This is a genomic window from Streptomyces sp. NPDC023527 (assembly GCF_055560115.1).
The window spans coordinates 100841-118283 of record NZ_JBVHJJ010000004.1 but is presented as its reverse complement, the minus strand read 5'-3'; the positions used below and the strand labels follow the sequence as shown (position 1 = coordinate 118283).

Here is a 17443-nt window from a genome sequence, read left to right as displayed (position 1 = left end):
CGCGGCCGAGCCGCCACCGCTTTCGCGGAGGCGGTCGCCGGCCGTCGGGGTTACTCAATTGATGGTTGCGAGAGACTTGAGGCCGGGGGCATTCGCCCCCGGCCTTTCGTTCTTTTCCGCAGCCCCCTAGACGGAGTGAAAGCGTGCAGCTCGTAGTCGGCAGGATCGGCCGCGCCCATGGGATCAAGGGCGAGGTCACCGTTGAGGTGCGTACGGACGAGCCCGAGCTGCGGCTCGGCCCCGGCGCCGTCCTGGCCACCGACCCCGCCGGAGTGGGGCCGCTGACCATCGAGACCGGCCGGGTGCACAGCGGCCGGCTGCTGCTGCGCTTCGCGGGCGTCAGCGACCGTACGGGCGCCGAGGCGCTCCGCAACACGCTCCTGATCGCCGACGTCGACCCCGCCGACGTCCCCGAGGACCCCGACGAGTACTACGACCACCAGCTGATCGACCTCGATGTCGTCACGGTCGACGGCACGGAGATCGGTCGCATCACCGAGATCGCGCACCTGCCGTCCCAGGACCTGTTCATCGTGGAGCGGCCCGACGGCAGCGAGGTGATGATCCCCTTCGTCGGCGAGATCGTCACCGAGATCGACCTGGAGGAGCAGCGCGCGGTCATCGACCCGCCGCCCGGTCTGATCGACAGCTCGCAGGCCGTGATCGCCAGTGCCCGCGACGCCGAGGGCGAGGCGGAGAGCGCCGAGCAGGGCGACGACGCGAAGGGTGACGCGTAATGCGGCTCGACGTCGTCACGATCTTCCCCGAGTACCTGGAACCGCTGAACGTCTCGCTCGTCGGCAAGGCACGCGCCCGCGGCCAGCTGGACGTACGCATCCATGACCTGCGGGAATGGACGCACGACAAGCACAACACGGTCGACGACACGCCTTACGGCGGCGGCCCCGGCATGGTCATGAAGCCCGAGCCGTGGGGCGAGGCCCTCGATGCGGTCATCAGGTCCGGCGACGGCGACGCCCGTCCCGTGCTGGTCGTACCGACGCCCAGCGGCAAGCCGTTCACCCAGCAGCTCGCCGTGGAGCTGTCCGAGAAGCCGTGGCTGGTCTTCACCCCAGCCCGCTACGAGGGCATCGACCGCCGCGTCATCGAGGAGTACGGCGACCGCCTCGACGTCCGCGAGGTCTCCATCGGCGACTATGTGCTGGCCGGCGGCGAGGCGCCCGTCCTGGTGATGGTCGAGGCCATCGCCCGGCTGCTGCCCGGCGTGCTCGGCAACGCCGAGTCGCACCGCGACGACTCCTTCGCCCCCGGCGCCATGGCCGACCTCCTCGAAGGGCCGGTCTACACCAAGCCCCCGGAGTGGCGCGACCGCGGCATCCCCGACGTCCTGCTCAGTGGCCACCACGGCAAGATCGCCCGCTGGCGGCGCGACGAGGCGTTCCGGCGCACGGTCCGCAACCGGCCCGATCTGATCGAGCGCGCCGACCCGGCTGCCTTCGACAAGAAGGACCGCGAAATGCTCTCGATCCTGGGCTGGGCCCCGGGACCGGACGGCCGATTTGGGCGAGTGGCCCCGGACGTGGAAGAATAAGCCGTTGCCTTGCGCCCGGCGCGCGCCCCTGCCACAGGGGGAACGACGTCCGTCCGGTGCTTCGCGCGACACCCATCATCATTTCGATATTCCGCTGATGACCTGTGGCATCAGCGAGGAGAGCAGACGGTCATGAACCTTCTCGACAACGTCGACGCCGCATCGCTGCGCAGCGACGTCCCGGCCTTCCGCCCCGGCGACACCGTGAACGTCCACGTTCGCGTCATCGAGGGCAACCGCTCCCGCGTCCAGCAGTTCAAGGGCGTTGTCATCCGCCGTCAGGGCGACGGCGTGCGCGAGACCTTCACGGTCCGCAAGGTCTCCTTCTCCGTCGGCGTGGAGCGTACCTTCCCGGTGCACACCCCGATCGTCGAGAAGATCGAGCTCGTCACCCGCGGTGACGTGCGTCGCGCCAAGCTGTACTACCTCCGTGAGCTGCGCGGCAAGGCCGCGAAGATCAAGGAGAAGCGCGACAACTGAGCTCAGGTCCGGAGTCCTGACCGGGCCGGAGGCGGCTAGGCTTTCGGCTCGATGGACACCGACGCACAGCTTTCGGAGCGCGACCGCTCTCCAGAACCCGACGAGGGTCTGGAGCAGGGGTCGCGCTCCTCGCGTTTTTCGGCCCCGGATCCGGCCGCCGGACCGCGGGGACGTCCTTCGGTCCGCGCCGTACGGGCCTGGCTCGCCGGCGGTGGCCCGCTGCGCCGGGCCGGGCTGCTGCTGACCGCCTGTTCGGTCTTCCTGCTCCTGCTGAGCAACTTCGTCGTGCAGCCCTTCCTGATCCCCAGCGGTTCGATGCGCGACACCCTGCGCGTGGGTGACCGGGTGCTGGTCAACAAGCTCGCCTATCGCTTCGGCGAGGAGCCCCGGCGCGGCGATGTCGTGGTCTTCGACGGCCTGGGCTCGTTCGTCCAGGAGGCGCCGGCCGAGAACCCGGTGACCGCGGTGATCCGCAAGGGGGCGTCGTCCGTCGGCCTGATGCGGCCGGCGCGGACCGACTACATCAAGCGGGTCATCGGGGTCGGAGGCGACCGGGTCACCTGCTGTGACGCGAAGGGAAGACTCCTCGTCAACGGTCAACCCGTGAGCGAGGATTACCTCTATCCGGGTGACGTCCCTTCGCGCGTGCCCTTCGACATCGTCGTACCGGAGGGGAAGTTGTGGGTGATGGGCGACCACCGGAGCGACTCCCGCGACTCCCGTGACCACCTCGGGGAGCCCGGCGGCGGTACGGTCCCGGTCGACCGGGTGATCGGACGCGCCGACTGGATCGGCTGGCCCTTCGGCCGGATGTCCTCGCTGAGACGGTCCGACGCCTTCGCGTACGTGCCGGAGCCCGGCGCGGGGCACGCGGGAGGCCCGCATGGGTAGCCGAGGACGTACGGATCCGGTCCGCTCCCACGCGCGCCCGCGGGCGCGCGTGCCGGTGCCCGGACCGCCGGGCCAGGAGACACGGGAGCGGCCCGAGCCGCTGCCGGGGTCGCCGGGCGGCGGGCCGGGGCGTACGGACACGGGCGGCCGGGCGGCGCGGCGCAAGGCGGCGCGACGGGTCAAGAGACGGCGGCGCCGGTCCGTGGTCAAAGAGGTACCGATCCTCGTCGCGGTGGCGTTGCTGATCGCGCTGGTGCTGAAGACCTTCCTGGTGCAGGCGTTCGTGATTCCGTCCGGGTCGATGGAACAGACGATCCGGATCGGTGACCGGGTGCTGGTGGACAAGCTGACGCCGTGGTTCGGATCGAGACCGGAGCGCGGCGACGTGGTGGTCTTCAAGGACCCCGGGAACTGGCTCGAAGGGGAGCAGAGCACGGCCGGGCAGGACCCGGTGGGCATCAAACAGGCCAAGCAGTTCCTGACCTTTATCGGCCTTCTTCCGTCCGCCGATGAACAGGATTTGATCAAGCGGGTCATCGGTATCGGCGGGGACAACGTCAAGTGCTGTGACAGCGACGGCAAAATCACGGTCAACGGGACGCCGCTCGACGAGCCGTACGTCAATCCCGGAAACCCGCCCTCCAAGCTTGAGTTCACGGTGAACGTACCGGCGGGCAGGCTTTTCGTGATGGGTGACCACCGCTCGAATTCGGCCGATTCGCGCTATCACCTGGACGATCCCGGTCAGGGCACCGTCCCGGAGGACCTGGTGGTCGGACGCGCGGTGGTGATCGCCTGGCCATTCGACCATTGGCGGACTCTGTCGGAACCGGACACCTTCGCTTCGGTCGGAGACGCGCCGCGCTCGACGACGCGAGCGCGCGGTTCGCCGAATAGTGTGTCCTCCATGGATCAGGAAGGACTGATCCGGCTCCCGACCCCTGCGGAACTCCCGCTCGTTATGGGAGTGGTGGGCCTGCGTCGTATGTACGACAGGCGGCAGAGTGGAGAGAGGAGTGGATGTGGGGGACTTGGCGGTCGGCGCACGTTCCGGTCACGGAGAGCCCGAGAAGCGACCCGGGGGGACTGAAGGGTCGCCCGGGGGCGGCGCGCCGGAGACGGCCTTGTCCCAGGCCGCCGCGGCGGCCGAGGCATCCCAGGAGGCTGTGGACGGACCGGTGGAGAAGGACGACGACGCGACGCCCGGCGAAGAGGGCGAGTGCGCGGGCCGGAAGGCACCGAAGAAGCAGCGCTCCTTCTGGAAGGAGCTGCCGATCCTGATCGGCATCGCCCTGGTGCTGGCGCTGATCATCAAGACGTTCCTGGTGCAGGCGTTCTCCATCCCCTCGGACTCGATGCAGGACACCCTCCAGCGCGGCGACCGGGTGCTGGTGGACAAGCTGACGCCGTGGTTCGGGGCGGAGCCCGAGCGTGGCGAGGTGGTCGTCTTCCACGACCCGGGCAAGGGCGCGAACAGCTGGCTCGGCCCCGACACCCAGCCGCAGAACACCGGTCCGCTGGGCGGCGGCGTCCAGAAGGTCCTCAGCTTCATCGGTCTGATGCCCTCGGCCGAGGAGAAGGACCTCATCAAGCGGGTCATCGCGGTCGGCGGCGACACCGTGGAGTGCGCGGGCAACGGCGGACCGGTGAAGGTCAACGGCAAGGCGCTCGACGAGAAGTCGTACATCTTCCCGGGCAATTCCCCCTGCGACGACGAGCCCTTCGCCCCGGTCAAGGTCCCCAAGGACCACCTGTGGGTCATGGGCGACCACCGCCAGGACTCCCTGGACTCGCGCTACCACCCGAACCTGTACAACGGCACGGTGCCGGTGAAGGACGTCGTCGGCCGTGCGATCGTCGTCGCCTGGCCGGTCAGCCGCTGGTCCTTCCTCCCCGTCCCGGACACCTTCGACCAGTCCGGGCTGAGCGCGGCGGCGATGCCCCCGGCGCTCGGTCTCGCGGGCGCGGTGCCGCTGGTGCTGTGGCGCCGGCGGCGGCTCCTCGCGAAGGACCTGGCGGCGGCGACCACGGCCGGGAAGGCCCTGCCGAAGGGCTGACTGGTGCCCATACCGCCCGGTAGTGTGCGATCCCCTGCCCGAGGGCAGCGGAATCAGATCTTCTACGCGGGCGGGAGCACGGGATGAGCGGAGCGGGACGTACGGACGACGGCCACGGCCGCGCGGGCAGAGTGCTGTCCGGGCTGGCCGTGGCCGTCGGCTGTGTGCTCTTCCTCGGCGGGTTCGCCTGGGGTGCCCTGCTCTACCAGCCGTACACCGTGCCCACCGACTCCATGACGCCGACCATCGGACTGGGCGACCGGATCCTCGCCGAGCGGATCGACGGCGGCGCGGTGCGGCGCGGCGACATCGTCGTCTTCAAGGACAAGGTCTGGGGCGACGTCCCCATGGTCAAGCGCGTCGTGGGGGTCGGCGGCGACACGGTGGAGTGCTGTGACGCGCGAGGCCGGCTGAAGGTCAACGGCAAGCCGGTCGAGGAACCGTATCTGCGGACCGACGGCCCCGCCTCGCCCACCGCCTTCTCCGCCGCCGTGCCCGAAGGACAGCTCTTCCTCATCGGCGACCACCGCGTCACCTCGGTGGATTCCCGCTCCCATCTGGCCGATGCCTCCCACGGCTCCGTGCCGCGTACGGCGGTCAAGGGACGGGTGGACGCCACGGCCTGGCCGATGGCCGGCTGGGGCATGATGGACAGGCCCGAGTCGTTCGCCGCGCTGCCGGGCGGCACCTCACGGCCGGGCCCGCTGCCCCTGGTGCTGGCGGCGGTGGTCAGCGGCGCGGCGCTCATCCTGGGCGGCGCGGCGTACGGGCCGATCGCGCGCCTCCTGACGCCGCGGCGCGCGGGCGGCGCGCGCGGCGAGGAGGACAGGGACGACAAGGACGGCAGGAAGGGGATGGCGGCCCGTGTCCGGTGAGAGCCTGCGCAGGGCCTCGCGGATCGTCCTGCTCGACGAGCGGGACCGGGTCCTGCTGATGCACGGCTTCGAACCGGACGACCCCCTCACCACCTGGTGGTTCACCCCCGGTGGCGGCCTGGAGGCCGAAGAGACCTGGGAGCAGGCGGCGCGGCGCGAGCTGGCCGAGGAGACCGGGATCACAGAGATCGAACTGGGTCCGGTCCTCTGGCGGCGCACCTGCTCCTTCCCCTTCGACGGGCGGCGCTGGGATCAGGAGGAGTGCTACTACCTGGCCCGTACCACTCAGCGTGCGGTGTGGACCGGAGGGGAGACCGAGCTGGAGCGGCGCAGCGTCACGGGGCTGCGCTGGTGGACCTGCGAGGAACTTCTCGCGACCCATGAGACGGTGTATCCGACCAAACTCGCCGGGCTGCTGCGTACGCTGCTCGACGAGGGGCCCCCACGTACGCCGGTGCTCCTGGAGACGGAGCGAGCCTGACGCACAATGGGGGGACGCACGGCTGAAGGGGAACATGCCATGAGCGCCGAGGACCTCGAAAAGTACGAGACCGAGATGGAGCTGAAGCTCTACCGGGAGTACCGCGATGTCGTCGGTCTGTTCAAATACGTGATCGAGACCGAGCGGCGTTTCTACCTCACCAACGACTACGAGATGCAGGTGCACTCGGTACAGGGCGAGGTCTTCTTCGAGGTCTCGATGGCCGACGCCTGGGTGTGGGACATGTACCGGCCGGCCCGGTTCGTGAAGCAGGTGCGGGTGCTCACGTTCAAGGACGTGAACATCGAGGAGTTGAACAAGAGCGATCTCGACCTTCCGGGCGGCTGAGCCGCAGTGCCGTCCGGAGCGGTGGCTGAGCGTTGTGGCTGAGCGTTTCCTTCCCGGCTGACCGACCTTCCGGGTGACGGGGTTATCCACAACCGCCGGGTTATCCACCAAGATCCAATGGATCGGGGCGGGGGCGGCACAGTCGGTGCCGGAGGTGGTGCCGATGAACGCCCGAGGAGCTCTCGGTCGCTACGGCGAGAATCTGGCGGCCCGGCGGTTGGCCGCGTCGGGAATCGTCATCCTGGAGCGCAATTGGCGGTGCCGGGACGGCGAGATCGACCTCGTCGGCCGGGATGCCGACGCGCTGGTCGTGTGCGAGGTCAAGACCCGCAGAGCCGGACCGTACGAACACCCGATGGCCGCCGTCACCCCGGTCAAGGCCCAGCGGCTGCGCCGGCTCGCCGAGCGATGGCTGGAGCGGCACGGCGGACCGCCGCCGGGCGGGGTGCGGATCGACTTGGTGGGCGTGGTGGTCCCGCACCGGGGAGCCCCGGCCGTCGAGCACGTCAAGGGGGTGGCGTGATGGGCTTCGCGCGTACGTGCTCGGTGGCGCTGGTCGGCGTCGAGGGCGTGGTGGTCGAGGTCCAGGCCGATCTGGAGCCGGGCGTCGCCGCCTTCACCCTGGTCGGGCTGCCCGACAAGAGCCTCGTGGAAAGCCGGGACCGGGTCCGCGCCGCGGTGGTGAATTCCGGTGGGGAGTGGCCGCAGAAGAAGCTCACCGTAGGGCTGAGCCCGGCCTCTGTCCCCAAGGGCGGCAGCGGTTTCGACTTGGCGGTGGCCTGCGCGGTGCTGGGCGCCGCAGAGCGCATCGACCCACGGGAGATCGCCGACCTGATGATGATCGGCGAGCTGGGCCTCGACGGCCGGGTCCGCCCGGTGCGGGGCATCCTTCCGGCGGTCCTGGCCGCCGCCGACGCGGGATACCGCCAGGTCGTCGTGGCCGAACGCACCGCCGCTGAGGCGTCGCTCGTGCCGGGCGTCTCGGTCCTCGGCGTCCGCAGCCTGCGCCAGCTGATCGCTGTGCTGACCGACGAACCGGTGCCCGAGGAGGAGGACCCGCCGGGGGACGGCCGCCCCGACCCGATGCTGGCGGGGCTGTCGATCCCGGGCACGGGAATGGGGGTGGGGCCGCTCCTCGGTGAGTGCCGGCCCGACCTCGCCGAGGTCGCCGGCCAGACCAGGGCGCGCCGGGCGTTGGAAGTGGCCGCGGCCGGCCGGCACCACCTCTATTTCCAGGGCCCGCCGGGAGCGGGGAAGACCATGCTCGCCGAGCGGCTCCCCGGCCTGCTGCCACCGCTCACCCCGCAGGAGTCGCTGGAGGTCACCGCGGTCCATTCGGTGGCCGGGGTGCTGCCCGCCGGACAGCCCCTGATCGACCGGGCGCCGTACTGCGCTCCCCACCATTCGGCCTCCATGCCCTCGCTCGTCGGGGGCGGATCGGGGATGCCGCGCCCGGGTGCCGTTTCCTTGGCCCATCGGGGCGTTCTTTTCATGGACGAGGCCCCGGAGTTCTCCGGGCGGGTTCTGGACGCCCTGCGTCAGCCGCTCGAATCGGGGCATGTGATCGTGGCCCGTTCCGCGGGCGTGATGCGGCTGCCGGCCCGTTTCCTCCTCGCCCTCGCCGCGAACCCCTGCCCCTGCGGCCGGCACGGTCTGAGGGGGGAGGGCTGCGACTGCCCACCGCAGGCGGTCAGGCGGTATCGGGCACGGCTGTCCGGGCCGCTCATGGACCGCGTCGACCTGAGGGTCACGGTCGAACCGGTGGCCCGGTCCGAGCTGACCGGGCTGGGCGCCGGAGCGGGGCCGGAGTCGACCGCCGACGTCGCCGCGCGCGTCCTCGACGCCCGGGATCGCGCCGTCGCCCGGTATGCGGACACGCCCTGGCGCACCAACAGCGAGGTGCCTGGCCATGAGCTGCGAACCCGGTGGCGCGTCGCCCCCGAAGCGCTGCTGGAGGCCGAACGGGACATGGAGCGGGGCCTGCTCACGGCGCGCGGTCTCGACCGGGTGCTCCGGGTGGCCTGGACCGTGGCGGACCTCGCCGGGCACGACCGCCCCGACGCGGAGGACGTGAACCGCGCACTCGAACTTCGCACGGGGTTCCAGCGCGGCACCGTCGGCACGGGAGCGCCGGCATGACCCCGGTGCCGGAGGAGGAGCGACTGGCGAGGGTCGCGCTGACACGGCTGACCGAGCCGGGGGACGAGAGCGTGGGGCGCTGGCTGCGGCAGATGGGCGCCGAAGCCCTGGTGCGCGGCCTGACCGGCGCCGGGCCGCCGCCCGCCGGGGCGGGGGAGGAGCGGCTCGCGGGGTGCCGGGCCAGGGCCGCCGCGCTCGACCCCGGCGCCGATCTCCAAGCCGTCGCCCGGCTGGGCGGCCGCTTCCTCTGCCCCGGCGACCGGGAATGGCCCGGGCAGCTCGACGACCTCGGCGACGCCCGGCCCATCGGCCTATGGGTGCGCGGCGGTGCGGACCTGAGGCTGTGGGCCCTGCGTTCCGTCTCCGTCGTCGGCGCCCGCGCCTGCACCGACTACGGCTCGCACGTCGCGGCCATCCTTGGCACCGGACTCGCCGAGCGCGGCTGGGCGGTGGTCTCCGGGGCTGCCTACGGCGTCGACGGGGCGGCGCATCGAGGGGCCCTCGCCGCGGGTGGGGCCACCGTGGCCGTGCTGGCCTGTGGGGTGGATGTGCGCTATCCCCGCGGGCACACGGAGTTGATCGACAGGATCGCGGAACAGGGTCTGGTGCTCGCCGAGTTACCACCCGGAGGCCACCCCACCCGCAGCCGCTTCGTCCTGCGCAACCGCGTCATCGCGGCTCTGACACGCGGCACGGTGGTCGTCGAGGCGCAGTACCGCAGCGGATCACTGGTCACCGCGCGGCGCGCCCGGCAACTGGGGCGTCACACGATGGGAATTCCGGGACCGGTCACGTCGGGGCTCTCGGCGGGGGTGCACGAACTGCTGCGGGAGGAGGCGCACCTGGTCACCGACGCCGACGAGATCGCCGAGCTGGTCGGCGGAATCGGCGAGCTGTCCCCCGAGCGGCGCGGGCCCGTCGTGGCGCGCGACCTCCTGCCACCCGCGGCCGCCGCGGTGCTGGAGGCGGTGCCCGCGGGGAAGGGCGGCGACCGCGATCTCATCGCGCGCAACGCCGGTCTGAGCAGGGACCAGGCCCTCGGCAGACTCCATGAACTCCAGGCCCTGGGCTTCGTCGAACGTCACGGTGATCACTGGCAGTTGGCCGGCCCGCCGTCAACATCCGGCACCGGCAAGCCCCTCGGACGGCGCTCCTCTGTGCGGCGAGGCGGTTCTTGACCTGGGGCGATCGGGTGAAAAGGTTAAGGGGTCGACCGTGGGAACCGATACGGCGAACCCCGTACGGTCACCGGGCCTCCCGGCCGTCGCACGCCGGGGGCACGGACAGTGGAACGTCTCCGCACACCGACCGAAGGGGCTCTCCTCGCGCACCGCAGCGCCTCAGTCACGCTACGCTCACGGGAATCCAGCCATTCGTACCACTCCATTCACGTCACAGCAGAACGGCTCAAGACGACGAATGCCCCAGCACACCTCCGGCTCCGATCGCGCGGCGGTACCGCCGGCAGCGCGTGGCGCCGTGCGCCCTCCCGCTCCCTCGACGATCGATGAGCTGTGGCGGTCGTACAAGGCGTCGGGTGACGACCGGCTGCGGGAGCAACTGATCCTCCACTACTCGCCCCTGGTGAAGTACGTGGCGGGGCGGGTCAGTGTCGGCCTGCCGCCCAATGTCGAGCAGGCGGACTTCGTGTCCTCCGGGGTCTTCGGGCTCATCGACGCCATCGAGAAGTTCGACCCCTCGCGGGAGATCAAGTTCGAGACCTACGCCATCACCCGGATCCGGGGGGCGATGATCGACGAGTTGCGTGCCCTGGACTGGATCCCGCGTTCGGTGCGGCAGAAGGCGCGAGCGGTCGAGCGCGCGTACGCCACTCTGGAGGCACAGCTGCGCCGTACGCCCTCGGAGGTCGAGGTGGCGGCGGAGATGGGCATCGCCGTCGAGGAACTGCACAGCGTTTTCAGTCAGTTGTCCCTGGCCAATGTGGTGGCCCTGGAGGACCTGCTGCACGTCGGCGTCGACGGCGGCGAGCGGCTGAGCCTGATGGACACGCTGGAGGACACCGCCGCCGACGACCCGGTCGAGGTGGCCGAGGACCGCGAGCTGCGCCGGCTGCTCGCCCGCGCCATCAACACCCTGCCCGAGCGGGAGAAGACCGTCGTCACCCTCTACTACTACGAGGGCCTCACCCTGGCCGAGATCGGCCATGTGCTCGGTGTCACGGAGAGCAGGGTCAGCCAGATCCACACCAAGTCGGTGCTCCAGCTCAGGGCCAAGCTCGCGGACATCGGGCGCTGACCCGCCTCCCCGTCCGCCAGGCGTGACCGGCCGGGATTCGGCAGGTGCCGGGCAGACAATCGCCCGCCGACGTCGTCCCGGCCAGGGGTTATCCGTAAAGTGGGGGCGTGCCCAGGATTCGAGCGGCCTCAGTGGCCGAGCACCGGACGATGCAGCGCGACGCCCTGCTGGACGCTGCCCGCTCCCTGCTGTCCGAAGGCGGTACGGAGGCGTTGACCTTCCCCGCCCTGGCCGAGCGCACCGGGCTGGCGCGGTCCTCGGTCTATGAGTACTTCCGGTCCCGGGCGGCGGTGGTCGAGGAGCTGTGCGCCGTCGACTTCCCCGTCTGGGCGGCCGAGGTCGAGGCCGCCATGGAGCGCGCGGACACGCCCGAGGCGAAGATCGAGGCATATGTGCGACAGCAGCTGTCGCTCGTCGATGACCGCCGGCACCGGGCCGTGGTCGCCATCTCCGCCGGTGAACTGGACGCGGGCGCCCGCGAGAAGATCCGCGCCGCGCACGGCGGCTTGATCGCCATGGTCGTGGAGGCCCTCGTCGGTCTCGGCCACGACCAGCCGCGACTGGCGGCGATGCTCCTGCAGGGCGTGGTGGACGCCGCCGTGCGCCGCATCGAGCTCGGCGTCGCCGAGGAACCGCGGCGCATCACCGAGGCGGCGGTCGCCATGGCTCTGCGTGGCGTGCGCGGCTGACCCGGTCGCCGCGACGACCGCGCCCAGCGGACCGGTCAGCGGCAGCAGCCGGGACGGCGGCCGGCGCAGCATCCACGGTGGCAGCAGCGACAGCGGATCGAGGTAGACGCCGCCGCGCAACAGTCCCCAGTGCAGACAGCCCGCGGGGCAGTGGAAGGGGCCCGACCCCAGGGCGCCGACCACCTGGCCGGCCGCCACCCGCTCGCCCTCCCGCACCGCCGGGCGCACCGGCTCGTATGTGATCCGCAGCGGTGGGTCGCCGCTCCCCGCCAGCTCGACCGCCACCACGCCCCGTCCCGCGACCGTGCCCGCGAAGGACACCGTGCCGGGCGCCGCCGCCCGGACCGGCTGCCCCGCTCGGGCGTCGAGGTCCACGCCGCGGTGGCCCGGCGCCCACGGCGCGGGTGGGGGGTCCCACGCCCGTACGACCCATGGCCGCGCTCCCCGGGTGCGGCCGACCGGCCAGGCCCGGTCGGCCGCACCACCCGCCGGGGCGCCGACCGGGCCGTCGGGTGGCTTGTCGGCCATCGTGGTGGCCCGTGTCAGAGATGTGGCAGCCGTGACCGCTGTGACAGGAGCGATGTAGGTCAGCACGGTGAGTAGCGCACAGAGCGTCACCGCCCTCGCGCGCGGTCGTAAAGGCCCGCCCAGCACGTGCGGACGGCGTCGCAAGCGGGCGGAAGATCGGATGAGACATCGGGTGAAAGTCATGACGGCACCATGGCCCTCCCCGCCGATCCGTGGGGATCTTGACCAGGATCTGTGGACTACTCGCGGGTTGTGCACAACGCCGTCACCCGGGCCTTCCCCGGTCCCGTACACTTCTCATGGCGATCCGGGTGACCGGATCGACTTCGCACGCCCCGCTACCGGCGCGTCAGTCCCTTTCGGGCAGCCCGGTGGCCGTGTCTCTCGGTCCGCAGACGGTTCCTCGCAAGGGCACCTTCCACGGCGGGCACGTCGGGGCGTCAGGAGCGGCGGCCGCCCGGCCGCCGTGGAACCGAGTAATTCAAGGAGCGCGGCCATGGCCGTCGTCACGATGCGGGAGCTGCTGGAGAGCGGCGTCCACTTCGGTCACCAGACCCGTCGTTGGAACCCGAAGATGAAGCGTTTCATCTTCACGGAGCGCAACGGCATCTACATCATCGACCTGCTCCAGTCGCTGTCGTACATCGACCGCGCCTACGAGTTCGTCAAGGAGACCGTCGCGCACGGCGGCTCCATCATGTTCGTCGGTACGAAGAAGCAGGCCCAGGAGGCCATCGCCGAGCAGGCGACGCGCGTCGGCATGCCGTACGTCAACCAGCGCTGGCTGGGTGGCATGCTCACCAACTTCTCCACCGTCTACAAGCGCCTGCAGCGCCTCAAGGAGCTCGAGCTCATCGACTTCGAGGATGTGGCCGCCTCCGGCCTCACCAAGAAGGAGCTGCTCGTCCTCTCCCGCGAGAAGACCAAGCTGGAGAAGACCCTCGGCGGTATCCGCGAGATGCAGAAGGTGCCCAGCGCCGTCTGGATCGTGGACACCAAGAAGGAGCACATCGCCGTCGGTGAGGCGCGCAAGCTGCGCATCCCGGTCGTCGCGATCCTCGACACCAACTGCGACCCCGACGAGGTCGACTACAAGATCCCGGGCAACGACGACGCGATCCGCTCCGTCACCCTGCTGACCCGCGTGATCGCCGACGCCGTCGCCGAGGGCCTCATCGCCCGCTCCGGTGCCGCCACTGGTGACGCGAAGGCCGACAAGGCCGCCGGCGAGCCCCTCGCCGAGTGGGAGCGCGACCTGCTCGAGGGCGAGAAGAAGGCCGACGACGAGGCCGAGAAGCCGGCCGAGGCTCCGGCCGTCGAGGCCCCCGCCGCCGAGGCCGAGAAGCCGGCCGCGGACGCCGAGCAGGCCTGACACCTCAAGTCCCGGTAGTTGACGGCGGGGGCCGGCGCGAGACGCGCCGCCCCCGTCGTGCACCCGTAGGCACAACGACTTTCGAGAGAGATTCACCATGGCGAACTTCACCGCCGCTGACGTCAAGAAGCTCCGTGAGCTCACCGGCGCCGGCATGATGGACTGCAAGAAGGCGCTGGACGAGGCGGCCGGCGACCTGGAGAAGGCCGTCGAGATCGTGCGCGTCAAGGGCCTCAAGGGCGTTGCCAAGCGCGAGAGCCGCACCACCGAGAACGGTGCCGTCGTCTCCGTCATCGCCGACGACAACACCTCCGGTGTCATCGTCGAGCTGAAGTGCGAGACGGACTTCGTCGCCAAGGGCGACAAGTTCGTCGCCGTCGCCAACGCTCTGGCCGCCCACATCGCCAAGAGCGCCCCGGCCGACGTCAACGCCCTGATGGCGTCCGAGATCGAGGCCGGCAAGACCGTCCAGGCGTTCGTGGACGAGGCCAACGTCACCCTCGGCGAGAAGATCGTCGTCGACCGCTTCGCGCAGTTCGCCGACGGTTTCGTCGCCGCGTACATGCACCGCACCGCCGCGGACCTGCCCCCGCAGGTCGGTGTCCTCGTCGAGCTCGACAAGGAGAACGCCGAGGTCGCCAAGGACGTCGCGCAGCACATCGCCGCCTTCGCGCCGAAGTTCCTCTCCCGCGAGGAGATCCCGGCCGACGTCGTCGAGAACGAGCGCCGCGTCGCCGAGGCCACCGCTCGCGAGGAGGGCAAGCCCGAGGCCGCCCTGCCAAAGATCGTCGAGGGTCGCGTCACCGGCTTCTTCAAGGAGAACGTGCTGCTGGACCAGGCGTTCGCCAAGGACAACAAGAAGACCGTCCAGAAGATCCTGGACGAGGCCGGTGTCAAGCTGAAGCGCTTCTCGCGCATCCGCGTCGGCGCCTGAGCCGTCAGCAGGGCAGCGATTGACCTGCGACCCGCTAGGGTCGTACGCAGCCGACCCTCCACCGGTCGGCCGCTGATGTGACGAGGAGGCCATTGCCGTACAGGGATCTGATAAAGACCCATCCGGCAATGGCCTTCTTCGTATGTGCACGAGGAGAGCTCCAATGAATCAGGGTGCGGACGCCCGGCAGGCCGCCGACGACAAGAACGCTGACCACGGCAAACGCCGACGGTTCATGCTGAAACTGTCCGGCGAGGCATTCGCCGGCGGCGGGGGCCTCGGTGTCGACCCCGATGTCGTGCACGCCATCGCTCGCGAGATCGCGGCGGTCGTCCGCGACGGATACGAGATCGCGGTCGTCATCGGCGGTGGCAACTTCTTCCGCGGTGCCGAGCTCCAGCAGCGCGGCATGGACCGGGCCCGCTCGGACTACATGGGCATGCTCGGCACCGTCATGAACTCGCTCGCCCTCCAGGACTTCCTGGTCAAGGAAGGCGTCGAGACCCGGGTGCAGACCGGCATCACCATGGGCCAGGTCGCCGAGCCGTTCATCCCGCTGCGCGCGGTGCGTCACCTGGAGAAGGGCCGCGTCGTCATCTTCGGCGCCGGCATGGGCATGCCCTACTTCTCCACCGACACCACCGCGGCCCAGCGTGCCCTGGAGATCCACGCCGAGGCGATCCTGATGGGCAAGAACGGCGTCGACGGGATCTACGACTCGGACCCGAAGAAGAACCCGGCCGCAGTGAAGTTCGACGCGCTCGAGTACGGCGAGGTGCTCGCCCGCGGCCTCAAGGTCGCCGACGCCACCGCCATCTCCCTGTGCATGGACAACAAGCTGCCGATCCTGGTCTTCGAGCTGCTCGCCGAAGGCAACATCGCCCGTGCCGTCAAGGGTGAGAAGATCGGCACGCTCGTGAGCGACGAGAACACGCGGGCCTGACGGCTCGCACGGCCGTCCGGGGCGAGCACGCCCCAGGGGGACGGCAACTCCGGGCCGGGGGAACACCTCGGCACGGGGATGGACAACTGCCTGCCGGTCGGACACCGTGCAGGAGAAGACGCGCGCAGGGGCGAGGCTCTGCTTACTGATAACACCAGGAGCAAGTGGTGATCGAAGAGATCCTCCTCGAGGCCGAGGAGAAGATGGAGAAGGCCGTCGTGGTCGCCAAGGAGGACTTCGCGGCGATCCGCACCGGGCGTGCGCACCCGGCGATGTTCAACAAGATCGTGGCGGACTACTACGGTGCGCTGACGCCGATCAACCAGCTGGCGTCGTTCTCGGTGCCGGAGCCGCGCATGGCGGTCGTGACGCCGTTCGACAAGAGCGCGCTGCGCAACATCGAGCAGGCGATCCGCGACTCCGACCTCGGCGTCAACCCGAGCAACGACGGCAACATCATCCGGGTGACGTTCCCGGAGCTCACCGAGCAGCGCCGCAAGGAGTACGTCAAGGTCGCCAAGACCAAGGCCGAGGACGCGAAGATCTCGATCCGCTCCATTCGCCGCAAGGCCAAGGAGACCCTCGACAAGCTCGTCAAGGACAAGGAGTCCGGCGAGGACGAGGTGCGCCGCGCGGAGAAGGAGCTCGACGACACCACCGCGAAGTACGTCGCGCAGGTGGACGAGCTGCTCAAGCACAAGGAAGCCGAGCTCCTCGAGGTCTGATGAACGACACATCCTGGGGGGCTCCGTCGAGCGCCGGATACTGGGGGTCCGCCGACCGGGGGCCGTCCTCTTCGGCCCCCTCGGCGGGTCCTGTGCGCGAGGCGGGCGACGCGGCGCAGACTCGCCCCATGCCCATCGTGCCCGACTCAGGCGGAGACCAGGACGACCGTGACCAGGGGGCCGCACACCTTCGCGGCCCCCTGTTCCGCGATGAACAGGAGCCCGATATCCGGCCCCAGGACCCGGCCCCGGTGCCTGCATCCCCTCAGGCGCCGAAGGCGGGAAAGAAGAGCGCGGGCCGTGATCTGCGGGCCGCGATAGGGGTGGGGGTGGGCCTCGGCGCGGTCATCCTGGCCTCGCTGTTCATCTACAAGCCCGTCTTCCTCGGCGTCATCGTGCTGGCCGTCGTCGTCGGGCTGTGGGAGCTGACCTCCCGCCTCGCCGAGCGCAAGTCCGTGAAGGCTCCCCTGGTGCCGCTCGCGCTCGGTGGCGCCGCCATGGTCATCGCGGGCTACGTCAACGGTGCCGAGGGCGCGTGGGTCGCCATCGCGTTCACCGCGCTCGCCGTGCTCGTGTGGCGCATGACGGAGCCGCCGGACGACTACCTCAAGGACGTCACGGCGGGCATCTTCGCGGCGTTCTACGTGCCGTTCCTGGCCACCTTCGTGGCCCTGATGCTCGCCGCCGGCGACGGCGCGTGGCGGGTGCTGACGTTCCTCATCCTGACGGTGGTCAGCGACACCGGTGCGTACGCGGTGGGCTGGAAGTTCGGCAAGCGCAAGCTGGCGCCGCGCATCAGCCCCGGCAAGACGCGCGAGGGCCTGCTGGGCGCCGTCGTCTTCGCCATGGTGGCGGGCGCGCTGTGCATGCACTTCCTGATCGACGACGGGGTGTGGTGGCAGGGTCTGCTGCTCGGCCTGGCCGTCGCGGCCAGCGCCACGCTGGGCGACCTCGGCGAGTCCATGATCAAGCGTGACCTCGGCATCAAGGACATGGGTGCCCTGCTCCCGGGCCACGGCGGGATCATGGACCGGCTGGACTCGCTGCTGCCCACCGCGCCGGTGGTCTGGTTGCTGATGGTGGTCTTCGTCGGCGGCGCCTAGCCGCACACACCACCTCTGAGCTGGTGTTTCTTTGGGTGAGGGGTCCGTTGTCCACAGGGCGGCGGGCCCC

At 70.5% G+C, this 17443-nt stretch carries 18 protein-coding genes and 2 pseudogenes; 19 read left to right on the top strand and 1 reads right to left on the bottom strand.

Annotated elements, in window-relative coordinates; genetic code table 11:
• Positions 1-143: 143 nt before the first annotated feature.
• The 14 genes and pseudogenes from rimM to ACZ303_RS09615 all read left to right on the top strand — a co-directional run bounded on the left by rimM (position 144) and on the right by ACZ303_RS09615 (position 11768).
• The gene (gene rimM, locus ACZ303_RS09680) at positions 144-737 is read left to right on the top strand and encodes a ribosome maturation factor RimM (RefSeq protein WP_467336899.1); all 594 of its coding nucleotides are present in this window, start codon (positions 144-146) and stop codon (positions 735-737) included.
• Entirely contained in the window at positions 737-1552 is an 816-nt protein-coding gene (gene trmD, locus ACZ303_RS09675; protein WP_467336897.1) for a tRNA (guanosine(37)-N1)-methyltransferase TrmD, read from the top strand. Before rimM ends, trmD begins: the two co-directional genes overlap by 1 nt.
• 132 nt (positions 1553-1684) lie before the next feature.
• On the top strand, positions 1685-2032 hold the full coding sequence (gene rplS / locus ACZ303_RS09670; RefSeq protein ID WP_467336895.1) for a 50S ribosomal protein L19: 348 nt from the start codon (positions 1685-1687) through the stop codon (positions 2030-2032).
• Between the two features lie 51 nt (positions 2033-2083).
• Positions 2084-2923, top strand: coding sequence for a signal peptidase I (lepB, locus tag ACZ303_RS09665; protein WP_467336893.1), 840 nt, complete (start codon positions 2084-2086; stop codon positions 2921-2923).
• Positions 2916-3998, top strand: a pseudogene (lepB, locus tag ACZ303_RS09660) (signal peptidase I); the annotation flags it as partial. The gene lepB (ACZ303_RS09665) and the pseudogene lepB (ACZ303_RS09660), both read left to right, overlap by 8 nt.
• Positions 3955-4980: a signal peptidase I gene (gene lepB / locus ACZ303_RS09655; protein ID WP_467337441.1), complete on the top strand. Its 1026-nt coding sequence runs from the start codon at positions 3955-3957 to the stop codon at positions 4978-4980. The pseudogene lepB (ACZ303_RS09660) and the gene lepB (ACZ303_RS09655), both read left to right, overlap by 44 nt.
• An 83-nt stretch (positions 4981-5063) precedes the next feature.
• The gene (gene lepB / locus ACZ303_RS09650) at positions 5064-5855 is read left to right on the top strand and encodes a signal peptidase I (RefSeq protein WP_467336891.1); all 792 of its coding nucleotides are present in this window, start codon (positions 5064-5066) and stop codon (positions 5853-5855) included.
• Positions 5845-6336 carry an NUDIX hydrolase gene (locus tag ACZ303_RS09645; protein WP_467336889.1) on the top strand — a complete coding sequence of 164 codons (492 nt, stop codon included), beginning with the start codon at positions 5845-5847 and terminating at the stop codon, positions 6334-6336. The genes lepB (ACZ303_RS09650) and ACZ303_RS09645 overlap by 11 nt, the downstream gene beginning before the upstream one ends.
• A gap of 39 nt (positions 6337-6375) precedes the next feature.
• Entirely contained in the window at positions 6376-6684 is a 309-nt protein-coding gene (locus tag ACZ303_RS09640; protein ID WP_009714730.1) for a DUF2469 domain-containing protein, read from the top strand.
• Positions 6685-6847: 163 nt separating this feature from the next.
• A complete protein-coding gene (locus ACZ303_RS09635; protein ID WP_467336887.1) occupies positions 6848-7207 on the top strand; it encodes a YraN family protein in 360 nt (119 codons plus the stop codon).
• Positions 7207-8823, top strand: coding sequence for a YifB family Mg chelatase-like AAA ATPase (locus ACZ303_RS09630; protein WP_467337439.1), 1617 nt, complete (start codon positions 7207-7209; stop codon positions 8821-8823). Before ACZ303_RS09635 ends, ACZ303_RS09630 begins: the two co-directional genes overlap by 1 nt.
• Positions 8820-10001, top strand: a complete 1182-nt coding sequence (dprA, locus tag ACZ303_RS09625; protein WP_467336884.1) for a DNA-processing protein DprA — start codon at positions 8820-8822, stop codon at positions 9999-10001. The genes ACZ303_RS09630 and dprA overlap by 4 nt, the downstream gene beginning before the upstream one ends.
• A gap of 241 nt (positions 10002-10242) precedes the next feature.
• Entirely contained in the window at positions 10243-11079 is an 837-nt protein-coding gene (gene whiG, locus ACZ303_RS09620) for an RNA polymerase sigma factor WhiG (RefSeq protein ID WP_467336882.1), read from the top strand.
• A gap of 131 nt (positions 11080-11210) precedes the next feature.
• Positions 11211-11768 (top strand): TetR/AcrR family transcriptional regulator, encoded by a 558-nt coding sequence (locus ACZ303_RS09615; RefSeq protein WP_467337437.1) that lies wholly within the window; start codon positions 11211-11213, stop codon positions 11766-11768.
• A gap of 153 nt (positions 11769-11921) precedes the next feature.
• On the opposite strand, the pseudogene ACZ303_RS09610 reads toward ACZ303_RS09615, so the two are convergent.
• Positions 11922-12296: pseudogene (locus ACZ303_RS09610) on the bottom strand (peptidoglycan DD-metalloendopeptidase family protein); the annotation flags it as partial.
• Positions 12297-12792: 496 nt separating this feature from the next.
• Between ACZ303_RS09610 and rpsB the strand changes: the two are divergent.
• The 5 genes from rpsB (at position 12793) to ACZ303_RS09585 (ending at position 17373) form a co-directional block, all read left to right on the top strand.
• Positions 12793-13668 (top strand): 30S ribosomal protein S2, encoded by an 876-nt coding sequence (gene rpsB / locus ACZ303_RS09605; protein WP_467336880.1) that lies wholly within the window; start codon positions 12793-12795, stop codon positions 13666-13668.
• 97 nt (positions 13669-13765) lie between these two features.
• Positions 13766-14602 (top strand): translation elongation factor Ts, encoded by an 837-nt coding sequence (gene tsf, locus ACZ303_RS09600; protein ID WP_467336878.1) that lies wholly within the window; start codon positions 13766-13768, stop codon positions 14600-14602.
• A gap of 163 nt (positions 14603-14765) precedes the next feature.
• Complete coding sequence (gene pyrH / locus ACZ303_RS09595; RefSeq protein WP_467336877.1) at positions 14766-15545, top strand: UMP kinase; 780 nt, start codon at positions 14766-14768, stop codon at positions 15543-15545.
• A 167-nt stretch (positions 15546-15712) separates the two neighbouring features.
• Complete coding sequence (gene frr / locus ACZ303_RS09590; protein WP_467336875.1) at positions 15713-16270, top strand: ribosome recycling factor; 558 nt, start codon at positions 15713-15715, stop codon at positions 16268-16270.
• Positions 16270-17373 carry a phosphatidate cytidylyltransferase gene (locus ACZ303_RS09585; RefSeq protein ID WP_467336873.1) on the top strand — a complete coding sequence of 368 codons (1104 nt, stop codon included), beginning with the start codon at positions 16270-16272 and terminating at the stop codon, positions 17371-17373. The genes frr and ACZ303_RS09585 overlap by 1 nt, the downstream gene beginning before the upstream one ends.
• Positions 17374-17443 lie beyond the last annotated feature (70 nt).

Bases quoted from the DNA above. Each gene is read 5' to 3' on its own strand.
- trmD (WP_467336897.1), top strand. From the start codon at position 737: ATGCGGCTCGACGTCGTCACGATCTTCCCCGAGTACCTGGAACCGCTG.
- rplS (WP_467336895.1), top strand. From the start codon at position 1,685: ATGAACCTTCTCGACAACGTCGACGCCGCATCGCTGCGCAGCGACGTC.
- lepB (WP_467336893.1), top strand. From the start codon at position 2,084: ATGGACACCGACGCACAGCTTTCGGAGCGCGACCGCTCTCCAGAACCC.
- lepB (WP_467336891.1), top strand. From the start codon at position 5,064: ATGAGCGGAGCGGGACGTACGGACGACGGCCACGGCCGCGCGGGCAGA.
- ACZ303_RS09640 (WP_009714730.1), top strand. From the start codon at position 6,376: ATGAGCGCCGAGGACCTCGAAAAGTACGAGACCGAGATGGAGCTGAAG.
- ACZ303_RS09635 (WP_467336887.1), top strand. From the start codon at position 6,848: ATGAACGCCCGAGGAGCTCTCGGTCGCTACGGCGAGAATCTGGCGGCC.
- ACZ303_RS09630 (WP_467337439.1), top strand. From the start codon at position 7,207: ATGGGCTTCGCGCGTACGTGCTCGGTGGCGCTGGTCGGCGTCGAGGGC.
- dprA (WP_467336884.1), top strand. From the start codon at position 8,820: ATGACCCCGGTGCCGGAGGAGGAGCGACTGGCGAGGGTCGCGCTGACA.
- whiG (WP_467336882.1), top strand. From the start codon at position 10,243: ATGCCCCAGCACACCTCCGGCTCCGATCGCGCGGCGGTACCGCCGGCA.
- rpsB (WP_467336880.1), top strand. From the start codon at position 12,793: ATGGCCGTCGTCACGATGCGGGAGCTGCTGGAGAGCGGCGTCCACTTC.
- tsf (WP_467336878.1), top strand. From the start codon at position 13,766: ATGGCGAACTTCACCGCCGCTGACGTCAAGAAGCTCCGTGAGCTCACC.
- pyrH (WP_467336877.1), top strand. From the start codon at position 14,766: ATGAATCAGGGTGCGGACGCCCGGCAGGCCGCCGACGACAAGAACGCT.
- ACZ303_RS09585 (WP_467336873.1), top strand. From the start codon at position 16,270: ATGAACGACACATCCTGGGGGGCTCCGTCGAGCGCCGGATACTGGGGG.